Annotated in this window: 13 protein-coding genes; 8 read left to right on the top strand and 5 right to left on the bottom strand. The window is 48.2% G+C overall.

Annotation, left to right across the window (positions count from 1 at the left end):
* Window positions 1–4 precede the first annotated feature (4 nt).
* On the top strand, window positions 5–838 hold the full coding sequence (gene thiD, locus BBI11_RS13250) for a bifunctional hydroxymethylpyrimidine kinase/phosphomethylpyrimidine kinase (RefSeq protein ID WP_068464313.1): 834 nt from the start codon (window positions 5–7) through the stop codon (window positions 836–838).
* Between the two features lie 106 nt (window positions 839–944).
* Here the strand turns inward: thiD and BBI11_RS13255 are convergent, their stop codons facing one another.
* Both BBI11_RS13255 and BBI11_RS13260 read right to left on the bottom strand, forming a co-directional pair.
* Window positions 945–1,955 carry an ABC transporter permease gene (locus BBI11_RS13255; protein WP_068464316.1) on the bottom strand — a complete coding sequence of 337 codons (1,011 nt, stop codon included), beginning with the start codon at window positions 1,953–1,955 and terminating at the stop codon, window positions 945–947.
* A complete protein-coding gene (locus BBI11_RS13260; RefSeq protein WP_237150275.1) occupies window positions 1,956–2,870 on the bottom strand; it encodes an ABC transporter permease subunit in 915 nt (304 codons plus the stop codon). It abuts the gene before it with no gap.
* 84 nt (window positions 2,871–2,954) lie between these two features.
* Between BBI11_RS13260 and BBI11_RS13265 the strand changes: the two genes are divergently transcribed.
* The 3 genes from BBI11_RS13265 to BBI11_RS13275 all read left to right on the top strand — a co-directional run bounded on the left by BBI11_RS13265 (window position 2,955) and on the right by BBI11_RS13275 (window position 5,699).
* Complete coding sequence (locus tag BBI11_RS13265; protein WP_068464320.1) at window positions 2,955–3,305, top strand: YojF family protein; 351 nt, start codon at window positions 2,955–2,957, stop codon at window positions 3,303–3,305.
* 12 nt (window positions 3,306–3,317) lie between these two features.
* Window positions 3,318–3,998: a bacillithiol biosynthesis deacetylase BshB2 gene (gene bshB2 / locus BBI11_RS13270; protein ID WP_068464323.1), complete on the top strand. Its 681-nt coding sequence runs from the start codon at window positions 3,318–3,320 to the stop codon at window positions 3,996–3,998.
* Between the two features lie 348 nt (window positions 3,999–4,346).
* Window positions 4,347–5,699 (top strand): YjiH family protein, encoded by a 1,353-nt coding sequence (locus BBI11_RS13275; protein ID WP_068464326.1) that lies wholly within the window; start codon window positions 4,347–4,349, stop codon window positions 5,697–5,699.
* 47 nt (window positions 5,700–5,746) lie between these two features.
* On the opposite strand, the gene BBI11_RS13280 is transcribed toward BBI11_RS13275, so the two are convergent.
* Window positions 5,747–6,691, bottom strand: a complete 945-nt coding sequence (locus tag BBI11_RS13280) for an L-threonine 3-dehydrogenase (protein ID WP_068464330.1) — start codon at window positions 6,689–6,691, stop codon at window positions 5,747–5,749.
* Window positions 6,692–6,931: 240 nt separating this feature from the next.
* Between BBI11_RS13280 and BBI11_RS13285 the strand changes: the two genes are divergently transcribed.
* The 3 genes from BBI11_RS13285 to BBI11_RS13295 are packed head-to-tail and all read left to right on the top strand — an operon-like array spanning window position 6,932 to window position 9,216.
* Entirely contained in the window at window positions 6,932–7,747 is an 816-nt protein-coding gene (locus BBI11_RS13285) for an amino acid ABC transporter substrate-binding protein (protein WP_068464334.1), read from the top strand.
* Window positions 7,734–8,435, top strand: a complete 702-nt coding sequence (locus BBI11_RS13290) for an amino acid ABC transporter permease (protein WP_068464337.1) — start codon at window positions 7,734–7,736, stop codon at window positions 8,433–8,435. Before BBI11_RS13285 ends, BBI11_RS13290 begins: the two co-directional genes overlap by 14 nt.
* Window positions 8,436–8,466: 31 nt before the next feature.
* Complete coding sequence (locus BBI11_RS13295; RefSeq protein WP_068464340.1) at window positions 8,467–9,216, top strand: amino acid ABC transporter ATP-binding protein; 750 nt, start codon at window positions 8,467–8,469, stop codon at window positions 9,214–9,216.
* A gap of 316 nt (window positions 9,217–9,532) precedes the next feature.
* Here BBI11_RS13295 and BBI11_RS13300 read toward each other — a convergent pair whose 3' ends face one another.
* Window positions 9,533–10,945 (bottom strand): YfcC family protein, encoded by a 1,413-nt coding sequence (locus BBI11_RS13300; protein ID WP_068464344.1) that lies wholly within the window; start codon window positions 10,943–10,945, stop codon window positions 9,533–9,535.
* Window positions 10,942–12,066: a mandelate racemase/muconate lactonizing enzyme family protein gene (locus BBI11_RS13305; protein ID WP_068464346.1), complete on the bottom strand. Its 1,125-nt coding sequence runs from the start codon at window positions 12,064–12,066 to the stop codon at window positions 10,942–10,944. Before BBI11_RS13305 ends, BBI11_RS13300 begins: the two co-directional genes overlap by 4 nt.
* Window positions 12,067–12,215: 149 nt before the next feature.
* Between BBI11_RS13305 and BBI11_RS13310 the strand changes: the two genes are divergently transcribed.
* Window positions 12,216–13,415, top strand: a complete 1,200-nt coding sequence (locus tag BBI11_RS13310) for a M20 metallopeptidase family protein (RefSeq protein ID WP_068464350.1) — start codon at window positions 12,216–12,218, stop codon at window positions 13,413–13,415.
* The last annotated feature ends 456 nt before the right edge of the window (window positions 13,416–13,871 follow it).

The following is a 13,871-nucleotide window of genomic DNA, read 5'->3' on the forward strand; positions in this document are numbered from 1 at the left end:
ACTTATGACACTCAAAAAGACACTCACCATTGCAGGATCGGATACTTCCGGCGGCGCTGGCATCCAGGCCGACTTGAAGACGTTCCAAGAACACGGCACATATGGCATGAACGCACTTACAGTCATTGTCACTATGGACCCGGACAACCATTGGAGCCACGGCATTCATCCGATCGCGCTCGATACACTTGATGCCCAATTGAAAACAGCTTTCTCGACTGGCATCGACTCATTGAAAACTGGCATGCTGCCGACCGTCGACATTATCGAGATGGCTGGCAAGGCGATCGAAGCATCCGGCATTACCGATGTCGTCATCGATCCGGTCATGGCATGCAAAGGCGAAAACGAAGTGCTATTCCCAGAAAACGTCGATGCAATGGTCAAATACTTGTTGCCGCACGCAAAAGTTGTCACGCCGAACTTGGTCGAAGCTGGCCAATTATCTGGACTCGGCGCGCTTCACACAGTGGAAGACTTGCAAAAAGCGGCAGAAAAGATTCATTCTCACGGAACGAAATTTGTCGTCATCAAAGGCGGTAAGCAATTGAAACACGAAAAAGCGGCCGACCTTCTATACGACGGAGAAAAACATTACCTCTTAACAGCCGAGAAAACCGACACGACTTATAACCACGGCGCAGGCTGTACTTTCGCTGCGGCGATCACGGCGAACCTTGCAAATGGTCAATCGGTCAAAGACGCGGTCTACAACGCTAAGATTTTTGTATCCACAGCGATTGCACACGGCTGGAAGCTGAACGAATACGTTGGCCCTGTTATGCACGGTGCTGCGAATAAATTCCACAAAGCAGAAGTCGACGTAGTCGAACTATAATTTCACAAGTAGAAAAGGAGGGCGCAAATGCGCCCTCCTTTTCGTTATGCCGTTATACGCTTGAAATCATTTATTTGTCTTCTGGAAACTCCTTGGTTCGGCAGCCTCATTTAGGCTGGTTTTCATTTTTTAAGCGCACCATTTTCTCACGCAGCTGCTCTCGGTTCCACTCGACTACCGGATCTTCTTGCGGTTGTCGGCGGACTTTCTTGATTTTAGGATTTTTCGACCGTAAATAGCCTTCCATCATCAGCGACACTGAAAAAATTGCGAGCCCGATGCATATTACAGGGGCAAGTGGCAGCCAAGGAGCGCTTTGCAAGTAGCGGAAGCTTGAACCGAACAGTCCCGCCCACTCATAAGAAATTGACATCGGGGGATCCCCAAACATGGGGTCGTAGCTGACTTTTGTTCCGCCCAAAAACAAATCCAGCAGTCCAAGATGTGCCAGGATGATAAAGGTCTCCATAACTTGCTGGCCATACAAGACAGCGATTTTCTCGCGCATTTGCGGATAGAGATGCTTTCGGATAATCCGAAAACGTCCCGCGCCAAGGGTTTTCGCAGCAAGGATATACTCCTTATCCCGAAGCAAAGCAGCTTCATTGGCAACCAAAACCGAGACGATTGGAACGGTTAACAGCGCCATTATGATCACCTGTACCGAAATCCGCTCCGAAAGTGTGCTCGAAAATCCATTTTCCGGCATCCACAACAACGGCGTTAACACATAAGCCGCGAACAAGGTCAGTGGAATATAATGCATCGAGTCGGCAAAACTGGACATCCATTTGCGTTGTTTATCGAAATAAGTTCCGAATAAGTATCCGATCGGCACCGCAATTGCCATCCGGACCGCCGCTACTGCTAGTGCAGCCAAGATGGTGTATTTCGCCCCGAGCATCAATTTCCCCAGTAAGTCATAGCCATATTGGTCAGTTCCCAGCGGATGCTGCCAGTTGGGGGATATGGGGGCCGCTTCCACTGCACGGCCATCTTCCATTAGGTAATGAGTTTGTGCCGGGACATCGCCCCATACCCATTCGTACACAAAACTGCCAGCGAGGAAAAAACTCAAAATAAAGAATCCAAAAATAAAGTACGGTTGGCGCCACATTTATGCCACCGCCTTGTTCTGCCGGCGTGATACGAAAAACCATTCCCCAAAGCTATATAAGATGAACATCGGCAAGAAAAAGCTGAAAATGGTCACCAGAAAACCGAGTGGGTGCATATTTCCTCTGAGAAATAGCATGATTCCTGGAAGATTAAACATCAACTCGAGTACAAACAAGTTCGACAGCATGAACCACATCGTTCTCTTGGACTGAAAAAATACGCTAATGATGGCATTGCGAAACATATGGATGAGCACGATGTAGACTTTGGAAAATCCTAGTGCGTGGGCGAGTTCTACATACATCTGGCGCTCTTCCTCTTGAAATGTCAGCATGGATAAGCGATAAAGTTGGATGGTCGGCAAAACTGCCAGACACAATACAGGCAGCCAGTAAATGCGATCGTCCCCGGCCACAGCAATTTTTGAAATCAACACGCCGGTTTCTTTAAAGAAAAAAATAACACTGAGCTGCGCCAGCATAATAATCAATAAATCCGGGACCGATTCCAAAAAATAAAGCCTCATTTTTACCCGTTCCCGTATATTGTCAGACAGTAACATAGTAACTATTGTGAAAGTTAATGAGGTTATAATGGCTACCAGCAAAGCCAAAAATAGAATTTCGAGTGAATACACAATATAGGCGAAAATATTCGGGAATAGCGGCATCTCTTGCCCCGCTCGGTAATTGAGAAACGCAATTTCTCCGATGGGCCAAAGCCCTTCCAATGTCTCGCGTATCGATTCCACATACAATCGCCATCTCCATTCGCCTTCTACCCACCCCCTGATGAGAATCGGCAAACTGCCCGCCAGGATGATCCCAGTAATGGCGATACAGAAATTAGTTAAAAACTTCAAACCTTTCACCCCTTTTGGAAAATTCTCTCTTTTTTTAATTTTATCATCCATTTTTTCTGTTGCAAGCGTACTAATCGCATTCGGCTGCAGAGTTCCTTATACTATTAGAATACCGATTTAATTAGGAGGAACACCATGGAACTAGTAGAAGTCAACCAACTCCAAGCGGCGATCGATTCGTTCGTAGGCAAGGATGTCTACCTTCACTTGGAAACGACAAATGGCAGCTATGCCAGCCATTTCAATGAAGGCTTTTTCAATGCCGGCGCGTTCATCCGCAATGTTGTCATCAATTTTGAACTTGGCAAAGTCGTCGGCGACAGCCCACACCGTGTCGGGCTAAAACTTCCGCAAGGTTGGGTTTACGCACAAGGCATTACTCATTTTGAACTCGATGAAGAAGGCCGCTTGCTGCTCGCCGGCCATGACGGAACCGGAAAATTGGCGGTGGCGCTGCAACTCAGCGAAACACCGTTCAGCTATTAAGGAGGAAATATAATGACCATCCCGAAAGAACGACATGTACTGGTCATCTTCCCTCACCCCGACGACGAAGCGTTCGGAGTGTCGGGAACGATCACGACCCATATCCAACAAGGAACACCGGTGACATACGCCTGCTTAACGCTTGGCGAAATGGGCCGCAATCTTGGCAACCCGCCATTTGCAACACGTGAATCCTTGCCAGCGATCCGCAAGAAAGAACTGCTCGCCTCAGCGGAAGCGATGGGATTGACGGACCTGCGCATGATGGGCCTACGCGACAAGACTATTGAATTCGAAGATGACGAGAAAATGGTGCGCATGATGGAAGAATTGATTGAAGAAACCAATCCTTCTTTGATTATCACCTTCTATCCGGACTTCGCCGTACATCCAGACCATGAGGCAACGGCGCGTGCTGTCGTTCGTGCCGTGCGCCGCATGGAAGATCGTCCAAAACTCCATTGCGTAGCCTTCGCCAACAATACGCTCGATGTGCTCGGGGAGCCTGACGTTGTCTACGACATCAAACCTGTTCGTGAACACAAGATGAACTCGATGAAAGCCCATATCTCGCAAACTGCATGGATGCTCGAGGAAATGGAGCATAAACTGCAAAATGGCGATACTGAAACCGAAAACTGGTTAACGATGGAACGCTTCTATACTTATCGCTGGGATCAAGATTTCGAATAAACCTTGAACATCCTCCTGTCCTGCATATCATTTCGATGTGCAGGACAGGAGGTTTTTTTCATTTTCCAAAGCCTGGATGCGACAATTCCCCTCACTTAATGCGAGTCATATGGTCTGGATTCCACCCCGCTTTTATGGCTCACTATATTCAAAAGCCTGTAGCGCAAACACCACTCCAATATTATCCATATTCAGCAATAAGATTTTCTTTCTAAAAATACTATTATTTTCGCTTGTTTTCAGATAATATAAACATTACTAATGACAGCGGTTCCAAAGCGGAAAGTGTTGTATAATTAGTATACTTTGCGTTTATTCATACAATAAAATGAAAAGGGGAATACTATTTTGAAAAAGTTTTCAGCTTCTACATGGTTATTATTCCTGATTCCGTCTTTATTGGGAATCCTATTGTTCCTCATTCCGATTCCGACAGAGGACGGATGGAAAGTCACAATCGCAGTGCTCGCAAGTCTTATGGCCGGAGCAATCGAATCGTTCGTTCCTTGGATCGTTCTCGCCATCTTGGTAGTCGCCGCAGTTGGCTCTTTGGCTTTTATCGCCAAGAAAGAGAACACTTCTGATTCCGTTCCATTTTTCGAGAAATTGTTCAACGTCAACTTGTTCTGGACATTGACGCGTGTTATCGCCGCTGTCTTTGCATTTATGGTGTTATTCCAAGTCGGCCCAGAGCCAGTTTGGAACGAGAATACCGGCGGCTTGCTATTATCAGGAAGCGGCTTACTATCCTTCTTGTTCACGATTTTCCTATTCGCGGGCTTGTTCTTACCGCTTCTCATGAACTTCGGCTTGCTGGAATTTTTCGGTACGATGATGGTTAAAATCATGCGCCCATTGTTCCGCCTGCCTGGCCGATCTTCTATCGACGCACTGGCTTCTTGGGTGGGCGATGGTACGATCGGTGTCCTGCTCACGAGTAAGCAATACGAAGACAATAAGTACACGCAGCGTGAAGCGGCGATTATCGGAACGACTTTCTCTGTCGTCTCAATTACTTTCGCCATTGTCGTCATTGAAGAAATTGGGCTTGGCTCTTATTTCCTTCCGTATTACGGCACAGTCATTCTCGCCGGCGTGATTTTAGCACTGATCATGCCGCGCATCTATCCGCTCGCACAGAAAAAGACAGAGTTTATAGACGGCTCCCCGCAGGAATCGCTTTCTGAAGACGTGCCGAACGGTCAAGGTCTTGCCTCTCACGGACTTGGTAAAGCACTTGAAAAAGCGGATCGCAACCGCTCTGTCGCCGAGTTCTTTAAAGATGGCATGAAAAACGTGCTCGATATGTGGATTGGCGTTGCGCCAGTCGTTATGGCGTTCGGTACAATTGCCTTGATTCTTGCGGAATACACCTCGACTTTCGCTATTCTCGGAGCACCGTTTGAACCGTATTTGAATCTACTCGGTGTTCCTGAAGCTGCAGAAGCTGCACAATTAATGGTCGTTGGTTTCGCCGATATGTTCTTGCCAGCGATACTTGGTGCAGGCATTGAATCCGAAATGACGCGTTTTGTCGTTGCAACTATGTCGGTTACGCAATTGATTTACATGTCTGAAGTCGGTGGCTTGCTGCTCGGCTCGAAAATTCCGGTCAATATTTTCGATTTGATCGTCGTTTTCCTCTTGCGCACAGTTATTGCCTTGCCGATCATTGTCGGTGTCGCACACTTATTATTTTAATCAAACAATAAAAAGGCGCTTTCCGGAATTCGGAAAGCGCCTTTTTATTATGCTTGTTGAAATTTTTGCTTTAGTTTTTCCAGCATGTCTGCTGTCATGGCATCTAAGTCATACGAGGTTGTGAAGTTCCATTCGTCTTTTGCCGCACTGGCGTCGATGTTATCCGGCCAGCTGGCAGCGATTGCCTGGCGCGCCGGGTCGACATCGTAGTTCATCTTGAAATCCGGGAGATGCTTGCGGATCGAAGCGGCAATCTCTTCCGGTTCAAAGCTCATCGCCGTCACATTGAACGCATTGCGATGCACTAGCTTATCCGCATCGGCTTCCATCAAATCGACAATCGCCTGCAGCGCATCCGGCATATACATCATGTCCATGCGGGTGCCTTGCGCGATATAGGAAGTGTAGCTGCCATTTTCAATCGCTTTGTAATAAATATCTACGGCATAATCCGTCGTTCCGCCACCTGGAAGCGCAACATTGGAGATCAAGCCGGGGAAGCGAAGGCCGCGGGTATCGACGCCGAATTTCGTGAAGTAATAATCACACAGCAATTCTCCTGCTACTTTATTGACACCGTACATTGTGGTCGGACGCTGAAGCGTGTCTTGCGGAGTGTCATTTTTGGGCGTTGAAGGTCCGAATGCACCAATCGAACTTGGCGTGAAAAATTGCATACCGAGTTCACGGGCCGCTTCAAGGGCATTTACTAATCCGCCCATATTCAAATTCCATGCCAGTAGCGGCTTTTCTTCTGCAGTCGCAGACAATAGCGCTGCCATATGGATCATTGTGTCGGCATTGAAATCCCGTGCCAAAGTTAACATCCGTTCCGCATCTGTCACGTCCAAAATTTCGAAAGGTCCGTCCTGATTTTCAGATGGTCGGATATCTGTCGCCAATACGTTTTCTGCACCATATTCCTTACGCAATTTGCCCACTAATTCCGAGCCGATTTGCCCTAAAGCTCCAGTCACCATGATTCGTTTCATTTTTCATACACTCCTTTTCCCTAAAACATTTGTCCGCTGTATAAACACATTTTATTCTTTCAAAATGCTTTCATATCAAGCTTTACGTTAGAGCCATTATAAATTGTTCTCTTTAAAAAAACAATGGCTTTTACGTATTTTCCTCTTCCGATTAAACCTACTATACAGGTAAGGTTTATTATGTTTAAATAGAACAACAACGCCATGAAGGCAAAAATTTAATGAAATGGGGAACCACCGATGAAGAAACAATGGGCATTTCTGCCGATCAGCGCAGCTGCATTATTTCTAGCAGCTTGCGGATCTTCCGACAGCGCAGACAACACAGATTCAAACAACACAGAAGGCGAAACGGACTTGCTCGCCGAAATCCAAGAAGAAGGAACTTTGGTCATCGGGACTGAAGGAACATACCCTCCTTTCACATTCCATGACGACAGCGGAGAATTGACAGGCTTTGACGTGGAAATTGCCCGTGAAGTCGCGGACCGTCTCGGTGTCGAAGCGGAATTCCTTGAAACGCAATGGGATGCGATGTTCGCGGGTCTCGATGCTGAGCGTTTTGATATGGTCGCCAACCAAGTAGGCATCAATGAAGAACGTCAGGAAAGCTACGATTTCTCAGATCCGTACATCACTTCTACTGCCGTTCTCGTTGTAGCTGAAGGCAATGAAGAAATCCAAAGCTTTGATGATTTGGAAGGCAAGCTCTCTGCACAGTCACTGACTAGTAATTACGCGGAAACAGCTACTTCCTACGGCGCGGAGCTTGAAAGTGTCGAAGGTTTTAACCAGGCAATCGAGTTATTGGTATCGGGCCGTGTCGATTCGACGATCAATGATAACTTGACGGTCTTAGACTTCCAGAACCAACGCCCGGATGCAGGCATCAAAGTCGTCGATAAATCTGACGATGCGGCGCAAAGTGCGTTATTGTTCAGAAAAGGCAACGAAACATTCGTCGAAGCAGCAAATGAGGCGCTTGCTGAAATGATCGAAGACGGTACGTACGAAGAAATCTCCAATAAGTGGTTCGGCGAAAATGTACTTGAATAGTATTTTCTCAAACCCTGAACGGTTGGAGCGGCTCGGCGACATCGCCCAGTCCTCCTTCCTGCCATTGATCGAAGCGGCTGTGCAATTTACGTTGCCGCTTTCGGTCATTTCTTTTATCCTCGGGCTGTTCCTGGCGGTCGTCACTGCACTTGCCCGCATTTCCACCGTCCGGATTTTTCAATGGATTGCGCGCGTCTACGTCTCGATCATCCGTGGCACGCCACTGCTCGTTCAATTATTTATCCTGTTTTACGGCTTGCCGACGGTTGGTGTCACGATTGATCCCTTCCCGGCTGCCGTTATCGGATTCTCCTTGAATGTCGGCGCCTATGCCTCTGAGGTCATCCGTGCAGCAATCCTATCGATCCCGAAAGGCCAATGGGAAGCAGCCGATACGATCGGCATGTCTTATTCCCAAACCTTGCGCCGCGTGATTTTGCCTCAAGCTTCACGTGTCTCGGTGCCGCCACTATCCAATACGTTCATCAGCCTCGTCAAGGATACTTCCCTTGCTGCATTGATCTTGGTAACGGAAATGTTCCGCGTTGCCCAGCAAATCGCCGCGACCAATTATGAATTCCTGCTGCTTTACGGGCAGGCAGCCTTGATCTACTGGATTATTTGTTTCTTGCTGTCGCTCGTTCAAGGCCGTTTGGAAAATCGTTTTGATCGCTATGTTTCCCGTTAAATCCACATTGATCTACAGATAGGAGTTTATTATGATTTCAATAAAAAATTTGCATAAAAGCTTCGGCGAGCTGGAAGTGCTGAAAGGCATCGACCTCGATGTCGAAAAAGGGCAAACGATTGTTGTCATCGGCCCTTCCGGCTCCGGAAAAACTACGTTTCTTCGCTGCCTTAATATTTTGGAGAAGCCAAGTGATGGAACCGTAGAAATCGGCGGCCTTGTCGCTGACTTTTCAAAGCCGATGTCGAAAAAACAAATCATGGCCTTCCGCAAGCAATCCGCGATGGTCTTCCAGCATTACAATCTATTTCCGCACATGACCGCACTGGATAATATTTTGGAAGGCCCGCTCACTGTTCAGAAAAAGGACAAAGCGGAAGCAAAAAAGAAAGCATTGGCATTGCTCGAGAAAGTTGGTCTGTCGGACAAAGCCGATTCGTACCCACACCAGTTATCAGGCGGTCAGCAACAACGCGTCGGCATCGCCCGTGCGCTCGCACTCGAACCGAAAGTGATGCTATTTGATGAGCCGACTTCAGCTCTCGACCCGGAGCTTGTCGGAGAGGTGCTTCAAGTCATGAAAGATTTGGCGCAAGAGGGCATGACGATGGTCGTTGTCACGCACGAAATGCGTTTTGCCAAAGGAGCCGCTGATGAAGTGCTGTTCATGGACAGCGGACGCATTGTCGAACGCGGCACACCGGATGCTGTATTCAACCATCCGCAGGAAGAACGCACGCAACGCTTTTTAAATTTAATTCAAGACACGGATACCATTTAAACAATAAAAATCCCCAGTGCATTTTGCACTGGGGATTTTCAGAGTGCTGAAAAATTCCATAGTTCGCTATCAATTAGGAAAGAGAGAACCTTTTTCTATATCCAACAATCAATGACCTAGCTAAGTATTTGGAGAAGCATTCGCTCGACTCCGGTGGATCAGCGAGACGACCGAGACCCCGCAAGGCGCACAGCGGCTGAGGAGGCTTGGGCGCGAGTCCACGGAAAGCGAGCGATAAGCTTCGGAAAATACGGCTTCTTAACTTTCTCGACAGCCTGAAAATCCCCAGTGCATTTGGCACTGGGGATTTTTTTCTTTACGAAACGCCGATTGTGACGGCGACGACGAGTGCGACAAGTGCGATGACGAGCCAGCCCACGATGAGTTTCCAAACGAACTTTACCCATTTGTCATACGGAATGCCGGCAACGGCCAGATAGCCCATCAATGCGGCAGAAGTCGGAATGATGGAGTTCGTGATGCCATCGCCGTATTGATACGCCAATACTGCGACTTGGCGCTCAATGGCCAACAAATCCGAAAGCGGCGTCATAATCGGCATTGTAGTCGCCGCTTGCCCACTGCCGGACGGGATGAAGAAATTGATGACGACTTGCGTGAAAAACATGCCGATGACAGTCAAAGCATTTGGCAAACCACTGATGACACTGGATAAACCGTTGATCATCGTATCCATGATGACTCCTTGTTCCATGATGACCAAAATCGCCCGGGCAAACCCGACGATCAAGGCACCGAAGACGACTAGTTTCATGCCATCGATGAACGCATCGAACATGCGGTTGATGCCAAGGTTCCCGACCAATCCCGCTGCAAAGCCAATGATGATAAAAGAAGCGGCAAGTTCAGTCAAGTACCAGCCCCATTCGAAGACTCCGTAGACATTGATACCAAGGCCAATCGCAAGGAAGAGAAAGACCATTCCATGGCGCCAGTTGAAGGCACCCAATAGCTCTGCCTGGTCTTTAGTCGACGATTTCTTCGCGCGTTTCTCGATTTCGTAAATCACGCTTTGCGTCGGGTCTTTTTTCACTTTCGCCGCATAGCGCATCACATACCAAATCGCAAAAGTAAGGAAGAAAATATAGGCGCCAAAGCGAAATCCGATGCCTGAGAATACTTGCAGTTCAGCAATGCCTTGTGCAACCCCTACCGTAAAGGGATTGAGCATCCCGCCGATAAAACCGGATGCTGCCCCGAGTGAAACCATCGCCGTACCGGTCATGGCATCAAAACCGATCGCGCGTGCTACCGCAATGCCGATGGGCACAAAAATGATGACTTCCTCGGCCATGCCGATCGTTGCGCCCAAAATGGAAAATAGGACCATCACAATTGGAATCAGAAACTTTTCTTGCCTCTCGAGCTTATCGACCACTTTGGCGATGCCCGATTCGATTGCGCCTGTTGCACGGATGATACCGAATGCACCACCCACTAGGAAAATATAAAAAATGATATTCGACGCTTCTGACATTCCCGTCGGTATCGCTTTAAATAAGTCGAAGAATCCAACCGGGCTTTGCTCTACTTGGGTATAGGAATTATCGACAACGACCGTTCGGTTCTCCACTTCTTCCCGCTCATATTGCCCCGCTGGAATCAAATACGACGCCACCATCGCCGCAATCATGATCAAAAACAAAATAGCATATGTATGCGGAACTTTGGATCCGCTCTTCTTTAACTTCTGTGGTTTTTCTGTCATTCGGCATTGCCTCCCACTGCACACGATTTAACTGTCAATTTTTCTAATTGAACCAAGTCGATTTCAATGCCCAGTCCAGGCTTTCCACTTAACAGTACATATGGGTGCTCATACCTTAAATCGCCAATTTCTTCGCTATACAACAGCGGTCCCGTCAATTCCGTACTTTCAATATTCACTCGTGACATTGCGGCATGATAGCCAGCACTTGAAGCGACTGACGATTCCACCATCGAGCCGATTTGGCAAAGCATGCCCGCCGCTTCTGCTGTTTTCGCCATTTGCACCGCGTGGAAAATGCCGCCACATTTCATTAATTTGATGTTAATGACATCCGCTGCATCGAGACGAATAATTTCAAGCAAATCTTCCATCGACTGCACTGTCTCATCCGCCATGATCGGCACTGCTGTTTTCTTTCGCACTTCAGCCAAGCCCCGAATATCCCCCATCCGGATCGGCTGTTCAATCCAGCTGATGCCTGCCGTTTCCAGTTGACGAATCGCAGCAACCGCCGTTCCGACCGATTTCCATCCTTGATTGACATCGACACGAATCGGCATATCTGGGCCGACTTTCTCACGCACCGCCAAGATACGATCCACATCGAGTTGTGCATTGCCTGCCCCAACTTTCAATTTCAGCGAACCATAACCCGCTTCAACGGCCTGTTGCGCTTTTTCCGCCATGACTTCAGGCGACTCGATGCTTAAGACGCGCGGATAGGACAGATGCTCTTTCGACTGCCCGCCCAGCAAATTATAGACCGGCTGCCCCGAAGCTTTGCCCATCAAGTCATAGCAAGCGATGTCGACTGCGGCTTTCGCTGCCGGATTGCCTGCCAAAATACCGTTCATCTTATAATGGATCGCTTCAATATCGAACGGGTTCATGCCGATGACAGCTGGCAGGAATAATTCCTTCAGCACTTCGTAGCTTGCTGTAAAATACTCGCCTGTTACATGCTCATCCGGTACAGCCTCTCCGTATCCGACCAAACCGTTATCCGTCTCCAGTTCAAGAATCAAAGACGGCATATCCGGATAGGTCGCATAGGAGATAATGAATGGTTCATGCAAAGGAAAACGCACTGCATGCAATCGTGCTTGTATAATTTTCATAATGAAGCCCCCCATTTATAAGTAGTCGTGTATGATTATACTATAAAAGTTTTATAAATAGCGCAATAATTTTGAAGCTTGCTAAAATACGGCGTATAATGGCGTCAGTGTAATTTAAAATTTTTGTAGTATAAAGGAGTTTGCCGAAAATGAATTTACTAAATCAAACCGACACATTGATCGATTCCTTGCAACAGGACATGGTGGATATTCGCCGCCATCTGCATATGCACCCCGAACTATCCCACCAGGAAGTCGAAACGCCTGCCTACATTGCGGAACGTTTAGAGGAAATGGGTGTTGAAGTGCGTCGAGGCGTTGGCGGACGGGGCGTCGTTGGGACCATCCGTGGCGGCAAACCTGGCAAGACGATCGCTTTTCGTGCAGATTTTGATGCGTTGCCGATTGATGACCAAAAAGATGTACCTTACAAATCGATGGTCCCAGGCGTCATGCATGCTTGTGGACACGATGGCCATACTGCTGGTCTCTTGGGATTTGCAAAAGCGATGATGGCGATAAAAGACGAACTGCCCGGGACGATTGTGCTGATCCACCAATTCGGTGAAGAACTGTCTCCGGGCGGGGCACGCGCGATGATTGAAGACGGTTGCCTCGATGGGGTGGATTTGGTATTCGGTGCGCATCTCCAAAGCAAGATGGAGTCCGGCAAAGTTTATCTTCGCGACGGCTATTTGCAGGCCTCAGAAGACGCTATTAAAATCAATGTCTATGGCTCCGGAACCCATGGCGCTGAACCGCATACAGGCATCGATCCGATTCTTGCTGCGAGCCATATCATGGTCGCCTTGCAATCGGTCGTCAGCCGCAACGCTGACCCGTTGAAAGAACTCGTCGTGTCGATTGGCAAATTCCATGCTGGTGATGCGGATAATGTCATCCCGAGCAAAGCCGTCATGGAAGGCACCATCCGCGTGTTCGACCCTGAACTGCGCAAGCTCGCCAGCGAACGCGTTCGCTCAGTCGCTGAAAACGTCGCTGCTGCCATGGGCGCTCGTGCAGAAGTGATTGTCGAGACCGGCTACGATTCGCTGTGGAACCACCCGGAAGCGGCAGAAATCGTCCGCACTTCTGCACGGCCTGTTGTTGGTGAGGACAATGTCATCGATATTGCCCCCGTTATGCCGGTGGAGGATTTTTCCTATTATACACAAGCGAGACCAGGCGCATTCTTTTTCGTCGGCGCGAAAATGGCAGATGAAACGCTCGTTTATCCGCACCATCACGAAAATTTCGACTTCAATGAAGATGCGATGAATACGACGGTAAAAGTGTTTGCTTCCATCTATTTTAACGCCCAGCAAGCAGAGACCGATTCTGCAGAATAATAAAGCATATCCCCCTTCAGCTGATTGCTGGAGGGGGATTTTATTGTAAGCTAACCTGAATACAGTGCTAGTGAGACGGGTGAGCGAGGTATATTGTCCATTGGTTGTTTCATCTTCAAGCAGTCGCCTACCGCTTTGGGCTGGCCTTCCGTAATAAGCCAAGAAGAGCACTTGTCTTATGGCTTCGGCTCGCCCTTGTGCGCGGTTCGGCTGTTAGATTTCATTGGATTTTTTGAGTGAATAAATATCGCCGTTGATCGACTTCATCCGCTGATGGAAACGCCTAGTTAGACTTGATAGTGAGATGAATCGCCTCTTGATCAGTTCATCGTGAAGCAGCCGCCTCCCGCTTTGGGCTGGCCTTCCGCAATAAGCCAAGAAGAGCACTTGTCTTATGGCTTCGGCTCGCCCTTGTGCGCGGTTCGGCTGTTAGATTTCATTGGATTTTTTGAGTGA

Source organism: Planococcus maritimus (assembly GCF_001687625.2).
In the GTDB taxonomy this organism is placed as follows: domain Bacteria; phylum Bacillota; class Bacilli; order Bacillales_A; family Planococcaceae; genus Planococcus; species Planococcus maritimus.

Bases quoted from the DNA above. Each gene is read 5' to 3' on its own strand.
- BBI11_RS13310 (WP_068464350.1), top strand. From the start codon at position 12,216: ATGAATTTACTAAATCAAACCGACACATTGATCGATTCCTTGCAACAG.
- BBI11_RS13255 (WP_068464316.1), bottom strand. From the start codon at position 1,955: ATGTGGCGCCAACCGTACTTTATTTTTGGATTCTTTATTTTGAGTTTT.
- BBI11_RS13295 (WP_068464340.1), top strand. From the start codon at position 8,467: ATGATTTCAATAAAAAATTTGCATAAAAGCTTCGGCGAGCTGGAAGTG.
- thiD (WP_068464313.1), top strand. From the start codon at position 5: ATGACACTCAAAAAGACACTCACCATTGCAGGATCGGATACTTCCGGC.
- BBI11_RS13265 (WP_068464320.1), top strand. From the start codon at position 2,955: ATGGAACTAGTAGAAGTCAACCAACTCCAAGCGGCGATCGATTCGTTC.
- BBI11_RS13285 (WP_068464334.1), top strand. From the start codon at position 6,932: ATGAAGAAACAATGGGCATTTCTGCCGATCAGCGCAGCTGCATTATTT.
- bshB2 (WP_068464323.1), top strand. From the start codon at position 3,318: ATGACCATCCCGAAAGAACGACATGTACTGGTCATCTTCCCTCACCCC.
- BBI11_RS13260 (WP_237150275.1), bottom strand. From the start codon at position 2,870: ATGGATGATAAAATTAAAAAAAGAGAGAATTTTCCAAAAGGGGTGAAA.
- BBI11_RS13280 (WP_068464330.1), bottom strand. From the start codon at position 6,691: ATGAAACGAATCATGGTGACTGGAGCTTTAGGGCAAATCGGCTCGGAA.
- BBI11_RS13305 (WP_068464346.1), bottom strand. From the start codon at position 12,066: ATGAAAATTATACAAGCACGATTGCATGCAGTGCGTTTTCCTTTGCAT.
- BBI11_RS13290 (WP_068464337.1), top strand. From the start codon at position 7,734: ATGTACTTGAATAGTATTTTCTCAAACCCTGAACGGTTGGAGCGGCTC.
- BBI11_RS13300 (WP_068464344.1), bottom strand. From the start codon at position 10,945: ATGACAGAAAAACCACAGAAGTTAAAGAAGAGCGGATCCAAAGTTCCG.